Below are 20,641 nucleotides of genomic sequence, written 5' to 3'. Positions count from 1 at the left end.
CAAATGGCCGGACACGGACATCGCGAATATGCCGGTCCATGAAACTTTCATCCGCGCCGGGCCCCGCGAGCCGGCGCGCGACGCCCGCACGCCCCCGCCGGCCCGGGCGTTCCGGCTGGGCGGACGCGGGAGTGACGGGGAGGGGCCGCGACCGGCGTGCTCGTCACCGTCGGTCAAGCGGCACCGCCCGCGAAGGAGAAGGCACGGCGGTCACGCTGTGGCGCCCGGCGGCGCAGGTACCGGCCGGCCCAGGCCGACACCGCACCCAACCTGGGTCGTTCTAGTGCAAACGGGACATACGAGAGCACCTTCTCAGCCGCCATGACGAATGATCCACTTTTTCTGTCAATCGCATTGACATCGGCGTTATTCCGGCCGATGCTTCTCTCGCTGCACGCCCGTTTTTTGACCACCGCGCCCATTATCTGGGCATCCGGGAGAAGCCCACGCCGTGTTCGCGATTGATCGCCTGAGACCCGAGGCAGGACGCGCCCCAAGGTGCCCCGAAGAGGGCGGCGTGGGGCAGGCAGCCCGCATCGGTGGCACACCGACCTGCCCTTTCCTGCCGGCGAGAGCGAGCGCGCCGTGAACGTCCTCACCGATCCCACGACCCGGTTGCTCTCCCGCTGGTGCGATCTGCCCTGCTCGCCGATCGCGTCCTCCATCGCCCGCCGCTGGGTGACGGCGATGCTCGCCTCCTGGGAGCTCCCCCTCTCTCCCGCCAACGAGGCGACGATCGCCGAGCTGACCAGCGAGCTGGTCACGAACGCCGTCCAGCACGCGGCCCCGCCGCCGCCCGGATCCTCAGGGATAAGGATCAACGTACGGGCCGGCGCCGCCACGATCTGGCTGGCGGTCTGCGACCACGACCCGACCCTCCCCACCCGTCGGGCCCCCGACTTCTTCGCCGAGAGCGGGCGCGGGCTGTTCCTGGTGGAGGCCCAGGCCGACCGGTGGGGCGCGGTCCAGCACAAGAACGGCAAGTACGTCTGGTTCACCCTGCAGTGCCACGGCGGACGAGCCGCGCACGAGACACAGCCCGCCACCGACCCACCCGGTTGCCACGAACACTAAGGAGACAGCATGGCCCCCGTCGTCCTCCCCCACGACGTCACCGGCTCCGGGCCGCACCACGTGATCGTGTTGCACGGCTGGCTCGGCGACCGCACCTCCTTCCGCAAGGTCCGCCCCTATCTGGACGGCGACGCCTTCAGCTACGCCTTCCCCGACTACCGGGGGTACGGCGAGGCACGCGACCTCACCGGCGACTACTCCCTCGCCGAGATCTCCGGCGACGTGATCGCGCTCGCCGACAAGCTGGGCTGGGAGACCTTCTCCCTGGTCGGTCACTCGATGGGCGGGACGGCGATGCAGCGCGTGATGCTGGACGCGCCCGGACGGGTACGCAGGCTCGTCGGCGTCTCCCCCGTGCCGGCCTCCGGCGTGCCGTTCGACGAGCAGAGCTGGGCGCTGTTCTCCGGGTCCGCCGAGGAGCCCGCCAACCGCCGGGCCATCGTCGACCTCACCACCGGCAACCGGCTTCCCGGCGCGTGGCTCGACGAGATGGTGGCCGGCTCGCTGGCCGGCTCCACGGTGGCGGCCTACCGCGGCTACCTCGACGCCTGGGCCAAGACCGACTTCCACGGCGAGGTGACCGGTTCGGCCACGCCGGTGCTCGTCATCGCCGGCGAGCACGACCCCGCGCTGTCGGCCGGCGTGATGCGGGGCACCTGGCTGCAGTGGTACACCGACGCCGAATTGCTGACCTTCGCCGACGCCGGCCACTACGCGATGGACGAGACGCCGCTCGCGCTCGTGTCGGCCATCGAACGTTTCCTGGCCGCCTGACCGATCCCTTGGAGGGTTGCCCGTGAGTACGACGGTCAACGTTTTCGACCCGCGTATCTACGCACAGGGCATCCCGCACGAGACGTACCGCCTGCTACGTGACCACGACCCCGTGCACTGGCAGGAGGAGCACGAGGTCGGCGACTGGCCGGCCGGGCCCGGGTTCTGGGCGGTGACCCGCCACGCGGACGTCGTGCGCGTCCTGCGCACGCCCGCCGAGTTCAGCTCCTGGCTCGGCGCCACCCAGATCCGTGACCCCGACCCCGAGGACCTGTCGTTCATCCGGCGGATGATGCTCAACCTCGATCCGCCGGACCACGGCCGGCTCCGGCGGATCGTCTCCGGCGTGTTCACGCCGAGGCGCGTCGAACGTTTCACCGCCGGGATCGCGACGCGGGCCCGGCTGCTCATCGACGAGATCGCCGAGCGGGGCGAGTGCGACCTGCCGGTGGACGTGACCGACGACTACCCGATCCACAACCTCGCGGACCTGCTCGGCATCCCCCTGGCCGACCGCGGCCGGATCCTGGAGTGGACCAACCGCGTGATCGGCTACCAGGACCCCGACCACGCGACCGTCGAGCGCGGCCCTGACGGCAGGCCGGTCAACCCGCGCTCCCCGGCGATGCTCAAGGACATGTTCGCGTACGCCCACGAGCTGGCCGAACGCAAACGGCGCGAGCCGGCGGACGATCTCATGACGGCGCTGGCCACGGCCGAGGTGGACGGGCAGCGGCTCACCGATCCCGAGTTGTCGATGTTCTTCTTCCTGCTGGTCATCGCGGGCAACGACACCGTGCGCTCAGCCCTGCCCGGCGGGCTGGCCGCGTTGCTCGGCCATCCCGGTGAGCATCGCCGGCTGCTCGACGACCCCGGGCTGCTCGATTCCGCCATCGAGGAGATGTTGCGCTGGCATCCGCCGGTGCTGAGCTTCCGCCGCACGGCCGTACGCGACGTGGCGCTGGGCGAGCGGCACATCGCCGCGGGGGACAAGGTCGTCGTCTTCCACGGCGCCGCCAACTTCGACGAGCGGCGTTTCCCCGAGCCGATGCGGTTCGACATCACGCGCCGGCCCAACGATCACGTCGCGTTCGGCGACGGGCCGCACGTGTGCCTCGGCGCCCACTTCGCCCGGCTGCAACTGCGCACGTTCTACCGGGAGCTGCTGTGGCGGCTGCCGGACCTGCGGCCGGCCGGGCCTCCCGAACGGCTGGTGTCGAACTTCATCGGCGGCATCAAGCACCTGCCGCTGACCTACACCCCTTCACCTCGCCTGGGGGCCTCATGACCGCCGACCGCCCCGGTGCCGCGGGCTCGAAGACGATCGACACCGGACTGCGGCTGCTGGAGATCCTCAAGGACCACCCTGACGGGCTGACGATCACCGAGCTCGCGCAGCTGGCCGGGATCCACCGCAACGCGGTCTCCCGCCACCTCGTCGCGCTCGGCAAGCACCGGCTGGCCGCCAGGGTCGGCAACCGCTTCACCCTGGGGCTCGGCATCGTCGAGCTCAACGCCGCCGTACGGCACCGGCTGCGCACCGCCGCCTCCGCGGCGTTGCAGGTGCTGGCCGACACGTGCAACGCCACCGCGTTCATCACGGTGCTCGACATCGACGAGAGCCAGGCGGTCGTGCTCACCGTGGCCGAGCCCCGCGCCTCGCGCATCCACGTCACCTACCGCGCGGGCACCCGGCACGCCGCGAACCGGGGCGCTTCGGGTATCGCGATCCTCGCGGGCCGCCCTCCGCGCGACGGCGAGCGCCCCGAGATAGCGCAGGCGCGCGCCGCCGGCTACTCGGTCACCGAGGGCGAGCTGCAGCCGGGAGCGTGGGGTGTCGCCGCCCCGATCTCCATCGCGGGGCGGCCTGCCGACGCGAGCGTGGGCATGGTGACCATCGGGGAGCGGGACGCGGACGAGATCGCCCCCATCGTGCTCGGCGCCGCCCGGGAGATCGCCGGGTTCCTCTAGCGGCGGCCGCGCGCCCTGCCTAGCAGGTGACGACCTTCTGGTATTTCCCCCAGTAGTTGTGCCGGCGCATCTGCCCCTGCTTCAGGCTCCAGCAGGGCGAGTCCTTGCCGAGCCTGATGACGATCTTCACTCGTACGGTCCTGCCGCAGGAACGGTTCTTGACGAACGCGAACCCGCCCAGGTCGGCGTGCGACCGTCCGACGCACGCCGGCGCCGTGCCGCCGGCCTGCGCGGTCTGAGCGGAGGCCGGCCCGGCTCCGGTGAGCGCCAGGCCGGCTCCGAGAGCTGCTACGGATATTGCTTGGAGAATCTTCATGGCAGGAGTATCCGCACGCGCCCGTTGAGGATGTGTTGAGCGCGCGTTGACGTCACCGTTCGGAGGCGGCGGTCCTCAGCTGGACCTGCCGCACCCGCTCCACGTCCAGCTTGGTCGAGCGGTCGAACCGGTAGATGCCGTTCTCCTCCTGGAACACGTCGGTCAGCTGGGTGTAGCAGTAGCCGAACATGTCGGGGTTGTCCAGCAGCACCCCGGTCAACCCGGCGAACCGCTCGTGGAACTCGTCCTCGGTCCGCACCCGCTGCCCGTACCCCCAGGACGTCTGCCGGTCCGCCCTCTGCGCGGTCCCGGCCAGCTCGGGGTTCCACCAGATTCCGCCGTACTCGCTGACGAAGTACGGCTGTCCCCGGTAGGCCACGGAGATGGGCTGCCCGTCGAGGTCGTTGACGAACGGCTCGTCCTTGCTCAGGCCGGACATCAGCCCGGCGAAGGTCGCGGGCTCCTGTTCGTAATTGTGTGAATCGTAGATATCGGTTTCCAGCACGCGGTGGCTGTAGCCGGAGGCGTCGATGACCGGGCGGGTGGGGTCGGCGAGCTTCGTGGCCAGGAACATGCCGCGGGTGACGTCGTCGAGCTGGGCGACGTGGTCGTGGATCGGCTGGCGGGTCTCGTTGAGCGGGCACCAGCCGATGATCGACGGGTGGGAGACGTCCCGTTCCAGGACCTCCAGCCACTGCGTGATGAAGGACGCGGTCGGCTGCTGCTCGCGCCCGTCGTGGGCGCCCCAGTCACCGAACTCCCCCCACACCAGGTAGCCCAGCCGGTCGGCGTGGTAGAGGAAGCGCTCCTCGAACACCTTCTGGTGCAGGCGTGCCCCGTTGAAACCCGCGGCCAGCGCCAGCTCGATGTCCCGCAGCAGCGCCTCGTCGCTGGGCGCGGTCATGAGGCCGTCGGGGTAGTAGCCCTGGTCGAGGACGAGCCGCTGGAAAACGGGGCGGCCGTTGATGAGGACGCGCTTGCCGTCGATCGCGACGGAGCGCAGCCCGGCGTAGCCGTCCACGGTGTCCGTGACGGCGCCGCCCTCGTCGAGCAGCTCGACCTTCACGTCGTAGAGGTGGCCGTCGCCCGGCTCCCACAGGCGCACCCGGTCCTCCGGGAGCTGCAGGCGCACGGAGGGGGCGAGGTCCGCGTCGGCGCGGGTGCTCGCGGTGGCGACGGCGCCGTCCTTGTCGGCGACGGTCACGCGGACCGAGCTGCCGGGACGGTTGCCGGACAGCGGGGTGACGACGGTGAAGGAGGAGGTCGCGACGTCAGGGGTGATGCGGGGGCGGCGCAGGTGCACGTCGGGGACGGGCTCCAGCCACACGGTCTGCCAGATCCCCGTCGTGCGGGTGTAGAGGCACTCGTAGTTCGCGTAGCGGGTCGACTGTTTGCCCCGCGCCTGCGGTCCCTGGCGGGGGTCGCGGGCGCGTACCACGATCGTGGCGTCCTCGCCGGGGCGCACCACGCCGGACAGGTCGGCCGTGAACGGGGAGAAGCCGCCGCGGTGGCGGGCCACCTCGACACCGTTCACCCACACGGTGGCGTCGTGGTCGACGGCGCCGAAGTGCAGCAACGTCCGCTTGCCCGCCCACGCACCGGGGATCGTCACGGTGCGGCGGTACCACACCGCCCGCATGAAGTCGGTGTGCGCGAGGCCGGACAACTCCGACTCGGGCGCGAACGGGACGGTGATCGTCCCGGAGAGCTCGCGTTCGCGCAGGCCACGCTCCAGGCCGGAGTCCCCCGCGTCGATCTCGAACTGCCACGGGCCGTTGAGGTTGAGCCAGTCCTGCCGCACCATCTGCGGACGGGGATATTCCGATCGAGGCACGACGGAACTCGACATCTGTCAACCTTCCAAAATCACAAAAACTGACAAAACAAAACCTTTTGCTACGTAGCAGAGTGTGCCACACTCCCTCCAACCGGAGTCAACATCCGGCCATCCCCCGATGTGAGGGGCCGGCCGGACCCTCTGCGAGGACGCACCTTATGAGCAAGTGGCCCGATTCCCGCCTCTCCCGGCGAAAGGTGCTGCAGGCCGCGGGACTTTCCGCCCTGCTCGCCGGCTGCGGTACGGGACCCGCCGCGCGCAGCACCCGGGAGATCGTCTTCTGGCATCTCATGACCGGTGGCGACGGCGAGCGGATGAACGCGATCGTGAACAAGGCCGACGCCGCCATGCCCAACGCCGAGATCAAGCAGGTCGTGCTGGCGTGGGGCGCCCCCTACTACACCAAGCTCGCGATGTCGGCGGCCGGCGGCCGCGCACCCGACCTCGGCATCGTGCACATGTCCCGCCTGGCCGGGTACGCCCCCGGCGGCCTGCTCGACCCCTGGGACGTCGACCGGCTCGCCCGCTACGGCGTCGACCAGTCGACATTCACGGCACCGACGTGGAAAAGCTCGATCGTCAACGGCAAGCTGTACGCCCTGGCCCTCGACTCGCACACGTTCGTGGCCTTCTTCAACACCGAACTCGCCGACAAGGCCGGGCTGCTCGGCTCCGACGGGAAACTCCCCGAGATCAAGAACCTGGACGACCTGAAACGCCTGGGCCGGGAGTTCAAGAAACTCACCGGCTCCGACTACGGGCTCTCGTACGGATTCCTCGGGGACGGCGCCCAGTTGTGGCGCCTGTTCTGGACCTTCTACACCCAGCACGGCGCCACCTTCGACCTGACGGGCGAGAAGTTCGTCTACGACGCCGACGCGTTCGGCGAGTCGGTCGAGACGATGCGCAGCCTGGTCGACGGCGAGGTCGCCTCCAACAGCGCCGACTACGCCACGGCCAGCTCGTGGTTCCTCAGCGGCAACACCGGCCTGGCCCTGTCGGGCGTCTGGGAGCTCCCGCAGTACCAGGACGCGAAGATGCCCCTCGGCGCCATGCCGATCCCCAACATGTTCGGCACGGACGTCGACTCGACCTGGGGTGACTCGCACACGTTCGTCCTCCCCCACCAGGACGAACCCGACGAACAGCGGCGGGAGCTGGCCTACGAGGCCGTCGCCACCATCCTCAAGAACTCGTTGTCCTGGGGCGAGGCCGGGCACACGCCCGCCTACCAGCCCGTGGTCAACACACCGGAGTTCAAGGCGTTGCGGCCGAACAACGACTACGCGGTCACGGCGACGTACCTCCACTACGACCCGCCGTCCTCCTTCACCGGCTCCGCCTCGAGCTTCATGGACCAGTTCCGCAACAGCGTCCAGAACGCGCTCACCGGCCAGATCTCCGTGAAGGACGCCGTCGCCACCTTCGCCGAACGCGTCAACGTCCTCATGTCCAAGGCGGTGCAGCGATGACGTCAGCCACTCTCGCGAACAAGGGCGCCACCACCCAGGCCGCCACGAGACGCTCGAAAAGCCTCAGGAGCCAGGGCGGGCTCCTCTACGTGCTGCCGTTCTTCGTGGCCTTCGCGCTCTTCCTCCTCTGGCCCCTGGTCTACGGGGCCTGGATGAGCTTCACCGACCGCGACCTCGCGGCCGGGGCCGAGCCCAAGCTGGTCGGGCTCGACAACTACGCCGAGGCCCTCACGGACCCGATGGTGTGGACGACGTTCGGCAACACGGTGCTGTTCACCGTGATGACGACGATCCCGCTGGTCGTGCTGGCCCTGGCGGCGGCGCTGCTGGTCAACATGGGGCTGCCGGGGCAGTGGGTCTGGCGCATGGCGTTCTTCGTGCCGTACCTGCTGGCCTCGACCGTGGTCAGCCTCTTCTGGGAGTGGCTCTACAACCCCGAGCTCGGGCTGATCAACTCCTTCCTCGGCGTCTTCGGCATCGAGGGCGAGAGCTGGCTGCAGGACCCGGACTTCGCCATGGCGGCCGTCGCCGTCGCCACCACGTGGTGGACGCTCGGGTTCAACTTCCTGCTCTATCTCGCCGCGCTGCAGAACATCCCCGGCACGGTCTACGAGGCCGCCTCGATCGACGGCGCCGGCAAGTGGCGGCAGCTGTTCTCGGTCACGCTGCCGCTGCTGCGCAACATCACGATGCTCATCCTCGTCCTCCAGGTGCTGGCCTCGCTCAAGGTGTTCGACCAGATCTTCCAGATGACGGCCGGCGGCCCCGACGACTCCACCCGTTCGATCCTGATGTACGTCTACGACACCGGTTTCACGAACTACCGGCTCGGCTACGCCTCGGCGATCTCGTACATCTTCTTCGCCATCATCCTGATCCTGTCGCTGCTGCAGCTGCGGTTCGCCCGGAGGTCCGACCAGTCATGAGAAGCATCAACCCAGGGCGCATCGTGGCCTTCGTGGTGCTGGCCCTGTTCAGTCTCCTGATGCTGGCGCCGTTCCTGTGGGCGATCAACACCTCGTTCAAGACCGAGACGGACGCCGGCGCCAGCCCCGTGACGATCCTGCCCGCGAGCGGCTACACCTGGGACACCTACACGGACCTCTTCGCCATGGGCAGCATCCCCGTCTGGATGATCAACAGCCTGATCGTGGCGACGGGCGTCACGATCATCACGCTGGTGATCTCCGCGCTGGCGGGCTACGCCTTCTCGCGGCTGGACTTCACCGGGCGCAAGCTGCTGCTGGGCCTCACCGTCGCCTCGATCATGGTCCCAGGGACGATCTTCATCGTGCCGCTCTTCGACGAGATGCTCGCCTTCGACATGGTCGACACGTACTGGGGCATGATCCTGCCCCAGGTGGTCGCGCCGGTGATGGTGTTCATCCTCAAGCGCTTCTTCGACAGCATCCCCCGTGAGCTGGAGGACGCCGCGCGGGTGGACGGAGCGGGATCGTTGCGCATCTTCCTGCAGATCGTGTTGCCGCTGTCGCGGCCGATCATCGCGGCGGTGGCGATCTTCACCTTCGTCGGCGCGTGGAACAACTTCCTGTGGCCGTACATCGTGACCAACGACCCCAACCTCATGACGCTGCCCGTCGGCCTGGAGACCGTCTCCACCGGCTTCGGCATCGTCTTCGCCGAGAACATGGCCAAGTCCGTGCTGGCCGCGCTGCCCCTGATCGTGGTGTTCCTGTTCTTCCAGCGGCAGATCATCAAGGGCATCGCCACCACCGGGCTCGGCGGTCAGTGACCGGCACCGCCACGGCGGGACGCGGGGTCGCGGCGGTCCTCATTGGCTGGACTCGCGCACCTTCAGATGGAAGTCGACCACGATGTGCGACGCTCGCCCGCCGGGCTTGCCGGTGATCTGCTCGTGCAACATCGCGACGGCGTGGGCGGCCATCGACTCGACGTCGGGAGAGACGGAGGTCAGCGACGGCGTCGAGTAGCGGGCCTCCTCGACGTCGTCGAAACCCACCACCGCGACGTCCTTCGGCACCCTGATGCCCCTGGCCTGCAGCGCCCGGAGCGCGCCGAGGGCGATGGAGTCGTTCATCGCGAAGATGGCGTCCGGCATCGGGCGGCCGCTGTCGATGTGCTGCTCGATCGCCCGCCGGCCACCCTCGCGGGTCCAGTCGGCCCTGATCAGCAGGGTCTCGTCGACGGGCAGCCCGGCCTCCGTCACCCCGTCGAGGAAACCCCGCACCCGCGTGCGTGCCGTCAGGCCCCCGTCGGGGTCGTAGCCGAGCAGCATCAGCCGCCGCCTGCCCGTCTCGGCCAGGTGGCGGGCCACCGCCGTGGACGCGTCGCGGTTGGGGATGCCGACGTGGGGCACCTCCCCCTCCAGCACCTCGTCGCCCATCAGCACGATCGGGAAGTCGGCGCGGCGGCTCCGGCCGTCGCCGGGCTTCAACGACAGGGCCATCATGATCGCGCCGTCGGTCAACTGGTTGCGGCCTCCCGTCAGCACCTGCAGTTCGCGTTCCCTGCCGGAGCCCGTCAGCTCGATCAGCACGGTGTAGCCGAGCGCTTCGGCCTCGCGCACGACCGGGTCGGCGAGGTCGGCGAAGATGCGGGCCCTGAAGTCGGGGACGACGAACGCGATGAGCCCGGTGCGGGCGGAGCGCAGGCTGCGCGCGGCCGCGTTGGGCACGTAGCCGAGCATCGCCATGGCGTCGAGCACCCGCTGGCGGGTCTCGGGGCGCACGTAGGCGTAGTTGTTGACGACGTTGGAGACCGTGCGCTGGGACACGCCGGCCACACGAGCCACATCGTGCATGCTCACGGCCATCGCTCAACGCCTTCACAGGGGTTCGGCAGCAAAGAGCCCTTATCGTACTGTTCACGGCCTGGCCGTCTCATCGGGTTTTTCGCCACGCGGGACGGCCGGGACAGGTTGATCGTCGGAGGTGACGTGAGCTCGGCAGAGACCCTCTACGCGTACGACGGGATCAAGGAAGGAGCCGGGGCCATCTGCGACACCGCAGAGGACCTCCGGGTCGCCCGCCGCGCTTGGAAGCAGGAGATCGACACCCCCGAGGCCGAGTTCGAGCTGCACGACCCGGCCGCCGCCCTCGCCGAGGTACGCGAGGCATGGGAGAAGGAGTTCACCGTCTACCGCGAGGTGCTGGAGCGCTGGTGCCTGGCGACGCGCGCGTCGGCCGCGGGGTTCGAGTCGATCGAGGACTTTCTCGAGTCGAGGGCGCCGGCCTCCGGTGACGGTTCATGACGTCGGACGACTACCTGCAGATCTCGACCGCGATCAACCGGCTCAGACAGGCCGCCGTCACTCTCACGTCGCTGGTCAGCCCGAGCACCGTGGTCGTCGAGGTCGTCGGCATCGTCAACACGGTGGTCTCGATCTTCAGGGACGTGCCCGGCGACCCCGACGGCATCGACGACCTCGCCAGGGCCTTTCGCAAGATGGCGACCGTGGTCGACACCGCCTCCGTCGATCTCGACCGTACGAAGGTCTCGGTCCCGTCGGTGTGGAAGGGCGAGGCCGCCACCGAGGCGCTCGACGCGCTCGGAGCGGCGGACGAGCTGATGCAGCAGGCCGCGCCCGCCATGCGCAAGGCCGACACGTTGCTGACGGAGTACGCCGACGAGCTGCGCGGGCTCAAACGCAGGCTCGGCGGCCACCGGCAGGAGCTGGCCGACGCGCTGGGCGAGCTCGACAGCGCCCACGATCTCGTACGCAACGTGTGGAACACCGTGTGGCCGTTCGACGGCGACGGCGGGATCGTCGAGGTCGTCGGCAACGCCGTCAGGGCCATCCACGGTGGCATCGGGGTGTTCGAAGACCTCCAGGCGGCCGAGGACAGGCTGCGGCGCGGGCTGCGTGACGTGCAGGGCAAGGCACGCGCGGGCGCCGCCCGGTCCCCCCACATCGACGCCTTCGACGCGGTGCTGCTGGCGGCCGCCGGCATCGGCGGCCCCGTACAGGACGAGAACGGCATCCTCACCACGGCGCAGCTGGCCAGGGCCGCCGAGAAGATGGACGCGCTGTCGGAGGAGGACCGCGCCCGCATGCAGCGCCTTCTCGACAACGCGGGCTCCGAGACGGAACGCGCGTACCTGATGAAGGCGCTCGCGGCCGGACACCCGGTCGATGAGATCGCCACCTTCGCCTCGGCCATCCGCGGCAGGAGCGAGAGCTGGCTGCGCGAGCACCTCAGCCTGGTCGACCCGGCGAGCGGCGGCACCGTGCGGGTCAACGGCGTCGAGCTGCAACAGCAGGACCAGACGACCTGCGGCTCCACCTCGATCATGGTGGCGCGCGCCATGAACGACCCGCTGTACGCGCTGAGCCTGACCACCGACGACCAGGGCAACCCGCTGTCGACCGCCGAGCTCCGCCAGAGGCTCACCGACGAGCAGCACCGCATCCACGACGCCACCAACACCGCCTGGCCGCAGAGTCTCGGCACCTCCCCCTGGGGACTGACCGACGAGCTGAACGAGCACGCCGACTCCTTCGGCACGCGTTACGACTGGCGGATCGTCGACGACACCGACGCCGGCTCCGTCAACCCGGCCCTCGACGAAGCCGTCGGCGCGGTGGACGCCGGCCACACCGTGCCGGTCCTCATCGGCGACTCCTACCCGGCCCACTACGTGCTGCTCGTCGGGCACGAGGGCGACAACCTGGTCTTCTACAACCCGAGCGGGGACCTGACCCGCGTCAGCGAGGACGAATTCCGCAACGGCGACATCTCGGCCCTGGGCTACGAGCACGTCCAAGGCGTGGTGACCCCCCGATGACCCGGCGGCTCCTGCTGGTGCCGATCTGCTTGCTACTGAGCGGGTGCGTCGCCTCCGAAGCCACGACGAGCGCCGATCACGAGCGGCTCGACGTGCTGTTGTCGCAGCCGTTCGCCGGCGAGGCCGTCGAGGAGCCGGCCCGCAGGCTCGCCTTCCGGAAGTCGGGCGACCTGCCCGCCACCCGCGGCACGGTCACCGTGGTCCTGGCCGACGGGCCCGCGGCGGCTCCGGCCGGCGAGGCGCGGCGGTGGGCGGCGAAGGGCATGCGGAAACTGCGTGAGGGCGGCTGGACGGTCTACGCCACGGTGTGCCTGCCGCCGCGCGAATCCGGCGACCCCGACCCGCCCGAGGAGGGCGCGTGGGACGCGTGGTCCTTCGCCGCGCACGCCTACAAGATCGTGGACGGCGTGTCCTACTTCGCCGTCGCCCAGGGGCTCGGGCGGCTGCCGGACGCCGTCGAGATGAGCATCGAGATGCGCGCGCCGAGCTCGCGCGAGCCGGTCTCCGACCTGTTCCCCGACCGCCCGCCGCCGCTGCCCGCGGGAAGAAGCTGCGTGGAGACCGGAGACCTGCCCGCCGGGAAGGTCACCGACGGCCCTCCCGTGATCATGGGCGAGAGCGCGGGCGACCCGTCGGGCGCCGTTCGGTGACCGGGTGCCGCGCCCGGTCTGGGCTGGGAAAACTAGATCATGTAGGGTGAGCCCGGCATACCCCCCAACGGCATGGAGTCCGCAGTGCCGCACATGTCCCGTCGCCAGGTCCTCTCCCTCCTCCCCGCCGCCGGCCTGCTCGCCATGGCGGCCGGGCCCCTGCGTGCCGCCGCCGCGTCGGCCACCGACCACGCGCGGCTGCTCGCCAACACCGTGGCGATCTTCGCGGGAACGGCCGACGTCAACGCCCGCCCCGAGGTCGCCGCCAAGCTGGCGGCGATGCTCGACACCGCCAGGCAGCGGCTGACCGCCATGGACCAGGCGGGCGACGGTGAGCTGTTCGCCGGCCTGGCGCTCGGCTCCGACGACGCCAAGCTGCGCACGGCGTACCAGTACCTGTACGAGATCGCGCTCGCGACCCGCACGCCCGGCGGCGAACTCGACGGTGACGCCGCCGTGCAGCGCCGGGTCGTCGACGGCCTGCAGTGGCTGCACGACCACCACTTCGGCGACCAGTCGAAGGGCTACTACGGCAACTGGCACAGCTGGGAGATCGGCATCCCCACCCACGTGAGCAGGACGCTGGTCCTGCTGGACGAACGGGTGCGGGAGGTCAGCCCCGGCCTGCCGGCCACGTACATCGCCTCGATGGACGCCTACCTGCGCAACGGCAAGGACGGCGACGTCGACCTCGACTCGCGCTTCCACACCGGGGCCAACCTCGCCGACATCACCGGCAACCGCATCCTCCAGGGCGCGCTCACCGGCGACGACGCCCGCGTCTCCAAGGCCATCTCCGACCAGGCCACCGTCTTCGCCACGATCGACCCCTACGACCTCCAGCACGGCGTCACCGACGGTTACTACCACGACGGCTCGTTCATCCAGCACCACTCGGTCGCCTACACCGGCTCCTACGGGCGGGCCCTGCTGACCCGCGTCGTGCAGACCCTCAAGACGCTCGAAGGCGCCACGAGCGAGGGCGGGTCCGACCTGGCCGGCGTGGTGTACCGCTGGATCTCCGACGGCTTCGCCCCGCTCATCTTCGAGGGGTGGATGATGGAGATCGTCAAGGGGCGGGCGGTCTCGCGTACGGCCAGCGGCTACACCGACGTCCAGGTGATCGTGGAGGCCGCGGCCGACCTGGCCGGCCATGTCGAGGGCGACGGCTCGCAGGCCCTGAAGAAATACGTCAAGTTCCTGCCGGAGGCCGACACCGGCGCGTTCGTCTCCCCCGTCAGCATCGCCCGCTACGCGGCCATCCGCGCCGACTCCGCCATCCCGGCCGCCGACCTCAACCCGCCCGAGCGCTCCGTGGCGTTCAACTCCATGGACAGGACCGTGCACCGCCGCCCGGGCTACGCCTTCGCGCTGGCGCGCAGCTCCGACCGGATCAGCAAGTACGAGTACATGAACGGCGAGAACCTCATGCCCTGGTTTCAGGGCGACGGCGCCTACTATCTCTATCTCTCGGGCGAGGACCAGCGCGAGGTCTTCGGCGTCGACTACTACACGGCCGTCTCGCCGTACCGGCTGGCCGGGATCACCGCGCCGGAGGAGGAGCGGCGCACGGTGCCCGACCTGTACGGGCGGTTCTGGTACGAGAACCCGGACCATCCGCTGGGCTTCACCTCCTCCTCGGAGTCGCAGAACACCTACGTGTACTTCCCGCTGGCCGGCAACGCCTTCTCCGGCGGCGCCACGCTCGGCGCGTACGGCGCGGCCGGCATGGTGCAGTCCGACGACGCCGCCTACACCGCCAAGCAGGAGGGCATCCTGCCCGACGACTTCGTCGTCTACCGCAACGCCCGCGCGACCAAGTCGTGGTTCATGCTGGACGACGAGATCGTGGTGCTGGCCGCGGACGTCTCGGGCCAGGGCCGCCGTGCCGCGGTGACCACCGTGGACAGCCGCATCGCCGCCCCCGGGGACACGGTCGTGCTGACCGGCGAGGGCTGGCGCGGCGGGGCCTGGCGGTCGGGCGACCCGGCGCCGCCCCGCTGGCTGCGCTACGCCAACGACACCCGCGGCACCGCGGTCGGGTACGCCTTCCTCACCCGGCAGCCGGTCGCCGCGGGGCTGGAGACGGTGACCCGCAGCCGCAGGGTCGTACGCGCGAACAACCCCGACACGAGCGTCACCAAGAACGTCTTCACCGCCTCCATCGGCCATCCGGCCGCCGGCGGGGTCTCCGCCGTCGCCTACGCCCTGGTGCCCAACGCGAGCGAGGCCCGGCTGCGTGACTACAAGGACGGCCCGCTGACCGTGCTGGCCAACGACCGGCACGTGCAGGCGATCAAGCACGCGAAGCTCGGGATCGTCGCCGCCAACGTCTTCACCGGCGGTAGGCGGCACGCGGAACGGCTGGTCGTCGACGGCCCCGCCTCGGTCATCGTCCGCAGCGGCGAGCGCACGGTCGTCGCCCTGTCCGACCCCACGATGAAACGCGACCACGTGACGGTCGTGCTGCGCGGCAGGCCACTGCGCCTCGACTCCGCCGACGAAGGGGTGAGGGTGCGCCGCGTGCCGGGCGGCACCGAGGTCCGGGCCACGACCCGCCACGCGCACGGCCGTACCTTCACCGCCACCCTCCGCTGATCACCCGGCCGGGGTGGTGGAGACGACCCGGGCTGCGATGGTCCGGGCGCAGGCCAGCGCCTCGGTGCAGGTGGTGTCCACCTCCACGTCGTAGACCACGCCCTGGTGAACGATCTCCGCCTGCGTGACCGCCATGCCGGTGACCCGGTCGCCGCGGGCCGTCTCTCGGCCCGCCGCGACCGTGCTGTCGCAGCGCACGCCGACCCACAGCACGTCGAGCCCGGAAAGGACCTTGCGCCACCGGTCCTGGGACGACGCACCGCCGAGGAAGACGTCGTCCACGATCATCCGGGCGCCCGCGCGGGCCGTCGCGGCCACGCCCGTCATCCAGGCCGACTGCAACAGATCGAACTCCGGCCCGACCTCTATCTGGCCGTCCGGGGAGAACACGATGCCGCCGTCCGACGCCTGCATGGACGCGGGCATCGACGCGATCAGCGTGTCGACGCCGACGGCGAGCCAGGGGTCCGGCAGAACCGCCTGCAGGCAGCGGGCGATCCCCGACTTGCCGGAGCTGGAGCCGCCGTTCAACACGATCACATGTGTGGGCACCACCCCACCATAGAAAGCGGCGCCCCCGGGTGACCACCCGGGGGCGCCGCAGGGGCGGAACCTACTTCGTGGCCTCGTCGGCGGGCTTGGCGCCCGCGTCCTCGGCGTCGCCGCCGTCGCCGTTGGCTCCGACGACCGCCAGCTCGAAGTCGCCGTCGTAGAGCTCGTGGCCGGTGATGACGGCCGACTCCACGGCCTCCTCGCCGCGCTGGCCGCGCAGGATCAGCGGGTCGTGGCGCAGGTCACGCGTGAGCGCCACGCACATGAGCACCATGACCGCCATGAACGGCACGGCGGCCAGAATGGTGAGATTTTTCAGCCCAGTGAGCGCCGCGTCGCCGCCTCCGCCGAGCAGCAGCATGATGGCCGCGACCGCGCCGGTCAGCACGCCCCAGACGACCACCACGAGCCGGCTGGGCTCCATGGTGCCGCGCTGGGAGAGCGTGCCCATCACGATCGAGGCGGCGTCCGCACCGGAGACGAAGAAGATGCCCACCAGGATCATCACGAGCAGGGTCGTGGCGCCCGCCAGCGGGTATTCGTTCAGCAGCGCGAACAGCTGGCCCTCGGCCGTGGCCTCCTGGGTCAGCCCCGCACCGGTGGCCTCCGCCTGCATCGCCGTGCCGCCGAAGACCGCGAACCAGACCAGGCTGACCACGCTCGGCACCAGGATCACGCCGCCGACGAACTGCCGAATGGTGCGACCGCGGCTGATGCGGGCGATGAACATGCCGACGAAGGGCGTCCAGGAGATCCACCACGCCCAGTAGAACACCGACCAGAACGACAGCCAGGTGGCGACCTCTTCACCGCCGCTGGCCTCGGTGCGGGCCGCCATCTGGGCCAGATCACCGAAGAACGAGCCGAGGGAGGTGGGGAGCAGGTTGAGGATCAGCACGGTCGGGCCGACCACGAACAGGAACACGACCAGTATCAGCGCCAGCACCATGTTGGTGTTGGACAGCCACTGAATGCCCTTCTCCACGCCGGACACGGCCGACAACACGAACGCCGCCGTCAGCACCGCGATGATGACGATGAGCAGGCCCTCGCCGACCTCCGGCATCCAGCCGACCTCCTTGACGCCGCTGCCGATCTGCAGCGCGCCGAGGCCGAGCGAGGCGGCCGAGCCGAACAGGGTGGCGAAGATGGCCAGGATGTCGATGACCTTGCCGACAGCGCCGTTGGCGTGCCGCTCGCCGATCAGCGGGGTGAACACCGCGCTGATCGTCTGCCGCCGGCCGCGGCGGAAGCACCCGTAGGCGATGGCCAGGCCGACCACGGCGTAGATCGACCACGGATGCAGCGTCCAGTGGAAGAGCGTGGTGGCCAGCGAGGTCTCCATGCGCGCGGCCGCGGCCGCGGTGGCCTCGTTGGTGGCGGGCGGGGGCTCGGTGAAGTGCGTGAGCGGCTCGTTCACGCCGTAGAACATCAGGCCGATGCCCATGCCCGCGCTGAACATCATCGCGATCCACGACACTGTCCGGAACTCGGGCTGCTCGCCCTCCTGTCCGAGCGTGATCTTGCCGTATTTGCTGAACGCCAGCCACAGCACGAACACCACGAAGCCCGAGGCCGCGAGCACGAAGGCCCAGCCCAGGTTGTGCATCGTCCAGTCGAGCATCGAGGCCGACACGCCCTCCAGCGTGTCGGTGGCGACCGCACCCCAGATGACGAAGGCAAGGGTCAGGGCGGCGGCCACCCCGAACACCACCCAGTCTGTGCGGGGTGGGAGGGCGGCTTTCAGACCTCCTGACGTATCCATGATTTTGCTGGTGTCCTGTGGTTGCTGTTCCACGAGCTCCTCTTGCCTTCTCTCGTGTTACGCGTCCGTCTGTCGTGTACGTGCCCGTCCCGGGATGTGTACGGGCCGTTTACACAACGTTACCGAACGATCTTCGATCGACCAAAAAAGCTATTACAATCAGCCAAACGTCGTAAACCTTGGGGCACGATCAAGCGTCCTCTGCAACCACCCCGTGACGTTTCAGCCGTCGGAGGCCGCCTCGCGCTCCCAGCGCATCTCGCCGTCGTGCCACCGCCCGGTAGGACGCAGGCCGGCCGCCGTGGCGACGGCGGCCGATGCCGCGTGACCTGGGTGGATGTGCGCGACGACCGTGCCAATCCTCTGCCCCGCCAGCCAACCGGCCAACGCCTTCGCCGCCGCCGAGGCCAGGCCGCGGCCCTGCCACGGCGTGCCGATCACCCAGGCGATCTCTGCGCTGCCGTCTTCAATGGTGGCCTGCACGTAACCGACGAGGCGCTCGTCCTCCCGCGACCACACCACCCAGTTGCGCCAGCCCGGCGGCCCGGCCACCAGCCGCTCGTAGCGGGCGCGCAACTCCTGCGCGGTGAGCGGCGCACCGCCGGTGAAGGCGTGCAGGGCGGGGTCCGACAGCACGGCGGCCATCTCGCCGGCGTGCTCGACGCGCAGCGGCCGCAGGACGACCCGCGGCGTCTCGATCAGGTCCACGCGCCGCTCCTCGTCATCGGATTCAGGCGGCTCACCATACTGGCCGCCGATCATCCATGGGAGTACGACAGGATGACGGCCTCCGCCAGAAGCGTCATCTGGTTCTCGCCATAGCAGTCGGCCTGATGGACGGCGAGTTCAGCGCCGCAGGTATCGCAGACGAGGTTGGGCCCGTTGATCGCGCTGATGCCGCAGCAGCCGGTGAGGCGGGACACGTCCGGGTGCAGTCGCATGCCGACGGCGTCATCGGGATTGATCACCAGCCCTGGCGGCTCCCCCGACAGCTCGTGGGGGTGGTGGTTGGCCGCGTACGCGCCGCGCGGCATGCGCGGCGGTCTGATCCTCTCGTACGGCGTGGTCGCTCCGACCGGCTCGTCCTTGCCGGGAGGCAATGGGATCTTCCGCACGGACAGGGTGATCGGTTTCCGGCACGCGAAGCAGAGGAAACATGCCACACCGCGACGATACGCCCGCCCAACGCGAAGAGGGCGGCATCCAGACAGATGCCGCCCTCGGGCGGAACGCGTGCCGTTCCTACGAGCGCCCGGCCGCGGCAGGGCTGCCCCACTTGAGCCCGTCCGTCGGCCACACCTCCTTCTTGGGCAGCATCCTGAGCGTCGGGTCGCTGCCGCCGACCTCGCAGCGGGCGCCCTTCTTGGGCATCTTCAGCGAGATCAGGTACTCGTCGAAGGGCACCGTGCTGCACCTGTCCTTGCCGTAGATGCGGTGACCCCAGCCCTCGTACGTGAGGAGCACGGCCTTCGGGCCGAACTGACGGGCCACGTTGGCGGACCAGATCCACGGGGTGGAAGGGTCGTGGATCGAGTTGCCCAGCAGGATGGGGGCATCACCCGTGTAACGCAGCCGGTGCTGCGGGTTGTTGGTGGGGTGACCGAGGCAGACGGGCAGGTCCTCGACCGGCATCGGGTTGAGGCGCATGTCGGGGGCTATGCGAGAGGAGACGCTCATCAGCGCGGCGTACTCCTTGTAGTTGCGCACCGGAAGCCGGTAGTCCTCGCACAGGATCGTGGTGTTCAGCTCGACGGTCTCGCCCGACACGGGCTGGCGCCCGGGCAGCGGCGGCACCTCGTCCGGCAGCGGGCCACCGTCCAGGGCGTTGAGCATCTGGCTCAGCAGCTGCCAGGCCGGGCCTTCCGTGCCGAGCACGCCCTGCCACAGGACCTGGATCTCGGTCATCGGACGGTCCGTGACGCCCGGGTAGTACAGCTTGCCGTCACGCGCCTTCTTCAGCAGCCGCTCCCACACCTCGCGGACGTCCTTGCCGTGCAGCGCGCACGCGGTCTCCTGCTCGCACCAGCCGACGAACTGGTCGAACGCGTCCTCGACGGCGGCGGCCTCGGTGGTCAGGAACGCCGCGACGCCGAGGCTGTGGTCCATGTTGCTGTCGAGCGCCATGGTCCGGATGTTGTCCGGGAACAGCTCGGCGTACATCTGGCCGATCAGGGTGCCGTACGAGATGCCGTAGAAGTTGAGCTTGCCCTCGCCGAGGGCGGCGCGGATGGCTTCGACGTCACGGGCGACGCTGACGGAGTCGACGTGGTCGTAGAGGGGGCCGGTGCGCTGCCGGCAGTCCTCGCGCAGTTCCTTGGCGAAAGCCTTCCACCGGTCGAAGTCGGCCTGGCTCTTCATGACGGCGTACGGGAACTTGTTGTAGACCGACGCCGAGCAGGTCACCGGGTGGCTGCGGCCCACGCCCCGGGGGTCGAAGCCGACGATGTCGAAGTGTTTGCGCAGCTCTTCTGTGTAGGAGCCGGGGGCGCCGTAGACGGCCTCCACCCCGGACCCGCCGGGGCCGCCCGGGTTGATCACGAGGGAGCCGACCCTGGCCTCGGGATCGAGGGCCTTGCGGCGGGCGAGGGAGAGCTCGATCTTGGGGCCGTCCGGCTCGGACCAGTCGATCGGTACGGCGAGCTTGCCGCACTCGGCCTCGGGCTCCTCCTCGCAGGGTGCCCAGGTGATGCCGCCCTTGACGGCGGCCCCCGTGGCCCCGTCAGCGGCGGCGGCCGTACCGGCCGCCGATAAGGGGAGCAGCACCGCCAGCATCGTGAACGCGGCGGCGAGCAGGGAAGGTCCTCTTCGCACGTTTCTCCAATCTTGGACGATCAGCCGGCCGCACACGCGGTTTCGGCCAGGCTG

19 protein-coding genes are annotated in these 20,641 nt (G+C 69.9%); 11 read left to right on the top strand and 8 right to left on the bottom strand.

Annotated features, from left to right (window positions below; all coding sequences use genetic code 11):
* Positions 1-585 precede the first annotated feature (585 nt).
* Genes E1295_RS08865 through E1295_RS08850 form a run of 4 tightly spaced genes read left to right on the top strand, consistent with a single transcriptional unit; the run spans position 586 to position 3,819 of the window.
* Positions 586-1,074 carry an ATP-binding protein gene (locus E1295_RS08865; RefSeq protein WP_132629428.1) on the top strand — a complete coding sequence of 163 codons (489 nt, stop codon included), beginning with the start codon at positions 586-588 and terminating at the stop codon, positions 1,072-1,074.
* A 9-nt stretch (positions 1,075-1,083) separates the two neighbouring features.
* Positions 1,084-1,848 carry an alpha/beta fold hydrolase gene (locus E1295_RS08860; RefSeq protein ID WP_132629426.1) on the top strand — a complete coding sequence of 255 codons (765 nt, stop codon included), beginning with the start codon at positions 1,084-1,086 and terminating at the stop codon, positions 1,846-1,848.
* 22 nt (positions 1,849-1,870) lie between these two features.
* Positions 1,871-3,136, top strand: coding sequence for a cytochrome P450 (locus E1295_RS08855; RefSeq protein WP_246079927.1), 1,266 nt, complete (start codon positions 1,871-1,873; stop codon positions 3,134-3,136).
* Positions 3,133-3,819, top strand: coding sequence for an IclR family transcriptional regulator (locus E1295_RS08850; protein WP_132629422.1), 687 nt, complete (start codon positions 3,133-3,135; stop codon positions 3,817-3,819). The genes E1295_RS08855 and E1295_RS08850 overlap by 4 nt, the downstream gene beginning before the upstream one ends.
* A 19-nt stretch (positions 3,820-3,838) precedes the next feature.
* Here the strand turns inward: E1295_RS08850 and E1295_RS08845 are convergent, their stop codons facing one another.
* Positions 3,839-4,135, bottom strand: a complete 297-nt coding sequence (locus tag E1295_RS08845) for a hypothetical protein (RefSeq protein WP_132629420.1) — start codon at positions 4,133-4,135, stop codon at positions 3,839-3,841.
* 52 nt (positions 4,136-4,187) lie between these two features.
* Positions 4,188-5,984 carry a glycoside hydrolase family 2 protein gene (locus E1295_RS08840; protein WP_132629418.1) on the bottom strand — a complete coding sequence of 599 codons (1,797 nt, stop codon included), beginning with the start codon at positions 5,982-5,984 and terminating at the stop codon, positions 4,188-4,190.
* Between the two features lie 146 nt (positions 5,985-6,130).
* Between E1295_RS08840 and E1295_RS08835 the strand changes: the two genes are divergently transcribed.
* The 3 genes from E1295_RS08835 to E1295_RS08825 are packed head-to-tail and all read left to right on the top strand — an operon-like array spanning position 6,131 to position 9,197.
* Positions 6,131-7,444 carry an extracellular solute-binding protein gene (locus tag E1295_RS08835; RefSeq protein ID WP_132629416.1) on the top strand — a complete coding sequence of 438 codons (1,314 nt, stop codon included), beginning with the start codon at positions 6,131-6,133 and terminating at the stop codon, positions 7,442-7,444.
* Positions 7,441-8,370: a carbohydrate ABC transporter permease gene (locus tag E1295_RS08830; protein WP_132629414.1), complete on the top strand. Its 930-nt coding sequence runs from the start codon at positions 7,441-7,443 to the stop codon at positions 8,368-8,370. Before E1295_RS08835 ends, E1295_RS08830 begins: the two co-directional genes overlap by 4 nt.
* Positions 8,367-9,197 (top strand): carbohydrate ABC transporter permease, encoded by an 831-nt coding sequence (locus tag E1295_RS08825; RefSeq protein ID WP_132629412.1) that lies wholly within the window; start codon positions 8,367-8,369, stop codon positions 9,195-9,197. The genes E1295_RS08830 and E1295_RS08825 overlap by 4 nt, the downstream gene beginning before the upstream one ends.
* Before the next feature lie 39 nt (positions 9,198-9,236).
* Here the strand turns inward: E1295_RS08825 and E1295_RS08820 are convergent, their stop codons facing one another.
* A complete protein-coding gene (locus tag E1295_RS08820) occupies positions 9,237-10,226 on the bottom strand; it encodes a LacI family DNA-binding transcriptional regulator (RefSeq protein WP_246079929.1) in 990 nt (329 codons plus the stop codon).
* 135 nt (positions 10,227-10,361) lie between these two features.
* On the opposite strand from E1295_RS08820, the gene E1295_RS08815 reads away from it, so the two are divergent.
* The 4 genes from E1295_RS08815 (at position 10,362) to E1295_RS08800 (ending at position 15,459) form a co-directional block, all read left to right on the top strand.
* Complete coding sequence (locus tag E1295_RS08815) at positions 10,362-10,676, top strand: hypothetical protein (RefSeq protein WP_132629408.1); 315 nt, start codon at positions 10,362-10,364, stop codon at positions 10,674-10,676.
* Positions 10,673-12,211 carry a WXG100 family type VII secretion target gene (locus tag E1295_RS08810; protein ID WP_132629406.1) on the top strand — a complete coding sequence of 513 codons (1,539 nt, stop codon included), beginning with the start codon at positions 10,673-10,675 and terminating at the stop codon, positions 12,209-12,211. Before E1295_RS08815 ends, E1295_RS08810 begins: the two co-directional genes overlap by 4 nt.
* Entirely contained in the window at positions 12,208-12,861 is a 654-nt protein-coding gene (locus tag E1295_RS08805; RefSeq protein WP_132629404.1) for a hypothetical protein, read from the top strand. Before E1295_RS08810 ends, E1295_RS08805 begins: the two co-directional genes overlap by 4 nt.
* A gap of 72 nt (positions 12,862-12,933) precedes the next feature.
* Positions 12,934-15,459, top strand: a complete 2,526-nt coding sequence (locus E1295_RS08800; RefSeq protein ID WP_220448611.1) for a polysaccharide lyase family 8 super-sandwich domain-containing protein — start codon at positions 12,934-12,936, stop codon at positions 15,457-15,459.
* On the opposite strand, the gene cpt is transcribed toward E1295_RS08800, so the two are convergent.
* From cpt to E1295_RS08775, 5 genes are all read right to left on the bottom strand, one after another.
* Positions 15,460-16,011 carry a chloramphenicol phosphotransferase CPT gene (gene cpt, locus E1295_RS08795; protein ID WP_132629402.1) on the bottom strand — a complete coding sequence of 184 codons (552 nt, stop codon included), beginning with the start codon at positions 16,009-16,011 and terminating at the stop codon, positions 15,460-15,462.
* Positions 16,012-16,072: 61 nt separating this feature from the next.
* Positions 16,073-17,776, bottom strand: a complete 1,704-nt coding sequence (locus E1295_RS08790; RefSeq protein WP_132629400.1) for a BCCT family transporter — start codon at positions 17,774-17,776, stop codon at positions 16,073-16,075.
* Between the two features lie 222 nt (positions 17,777-17,998).
* Positions 17,999-18,484: a GNAT family N-acetyltransferase gene (locus tag E1295_RS08785; RefSeq protein WP_246079926.1), complete on the bottom strand. Its 486-nt coding sequence runs from the start codon at positions 18,482-18,484 to the stop codon at positions 17,999-18,001.
* A gap of 50 nt (positions 18,485-18,534) precedes the next feature.
* Entirely contained in the window at positions 18,535-18,891 is a 357-nt protein-coding gene (locus tag E1295_RS08780; RefSeq protein ID WP_132629396.1) for a hypothetical protein, read from the bottom strand.
* A 127-nt stretch (positions 18,892-19,018) separates the two neighbouring features.
* Positions 19,019-20,587 (bottom strand): alpha/beta fold hydrolase, encoded by a 1,569-nt coding sequence (locus E1295_RS08775; protein WP_132629394.1) that lies wholly within the window; start codon positions 20,585-20,587, stop codon positions 19,019-19,021.
* Positions 20,588-20,641 lie beyond the last annotated feature (54 nt).

This window comes from Nonomuraea mesophila (assembly GCF_004352805.1).
Lineage (GTDB): Bacteria > Actinomycetota > Actinomycetes > Streptosporangiales > Streptosporangiaceae > Nonomuraea > Nonomuraea longispora.
This window is presented reverse-complemented; position numbering and strand designations above follow the sequence as displayed.

Bases quoted from the DNA above. Each gene is read 5' to 3' on its own strand.
- E1295_RS08825 (WP_132629412.1), top strand. From the start codon at position 8,367: ATGAGAAGCATCAACCCAGGGCGCATCGTGGCCTTCGTGGTGCTGGCC.
- E1295_RS08805 (WP_132629404.1), top strand. From the start codon at position 12,208: ATGACCCGGCGGCTCCTGCTGGTGCCGATCTGCTTGCTACTGAGCGGG.
- E1295_RS08790 (WP_132629400.1), bottom strand. From the start codon at position 17,776: ATGGATACGTCAGGAGGTCTGAAAGCCGCCCTCCCACCCCGCACAGAC.
- E1295_RS08820 (WP_246079929.1), bottom strand. From the start codon at position 10,226: ATGCACGATGTGGCTCGTGTGGCCGGCGTGTCCCAGCGCACGGTCTCC.
- E1295_RS08835 (WP_132629416.1), top strand. From the start codon at position 6,131: ATGAGCAAGTGGCCCGATTCCCGCCTCTCCCGGCGAAAGGTGCTGCAG.
- E1295_RS08830 (WP_132629414.1), top strand. From the start codon at position 7,441: ATGACGTCAGCCACTCTCGCGAACAAGGGCGCCACCACCCAGGCCGCC.
- E1295_RS08840 (WP_132629418.1), bottom strand. From the start codon at position 5,984: ATGTCGAGTTCCGTCGTGCCTCGATCGGAATATCCCCGTCCGCAGATG.
- E1295_RS08860 (WP_132629426.1), top strand. From the start codon at position 1,084: ATGGCCCCCGTCGTCCTCCCCCACGACGTCACCGGCTCCGGGCCGCAC.
- E1295_RS08800 (WP_220448611.1), top strand. From the start codon at position 12,934: ATGGAGTCCGCAGTGCCGCACATGTCCCGTCGCCAGGTCCTCTCCCTC.
- E1295_RS08810 (WP_132629406.1), top strand. From the start codon at position 10,673: ATGACGTCGGACGACTACCTGCAGATCTCGACCGCGATCAACCGGCTC.
- E1295_RS08850 (WP_132629422.1), top strand. From the start codon at position 3,133: ATGACCGCCGACCGCCCCGGTGCCGCGGGCTCGAAGACGATCGACACC.
- E1295_RS08845 (WP_132629420.1), bottom strand. From the start codon at position 4,135: ATGAAGATTCTCCAAGCAATATCCGTAGCAGCTCTCGGAGCCGGCCTG.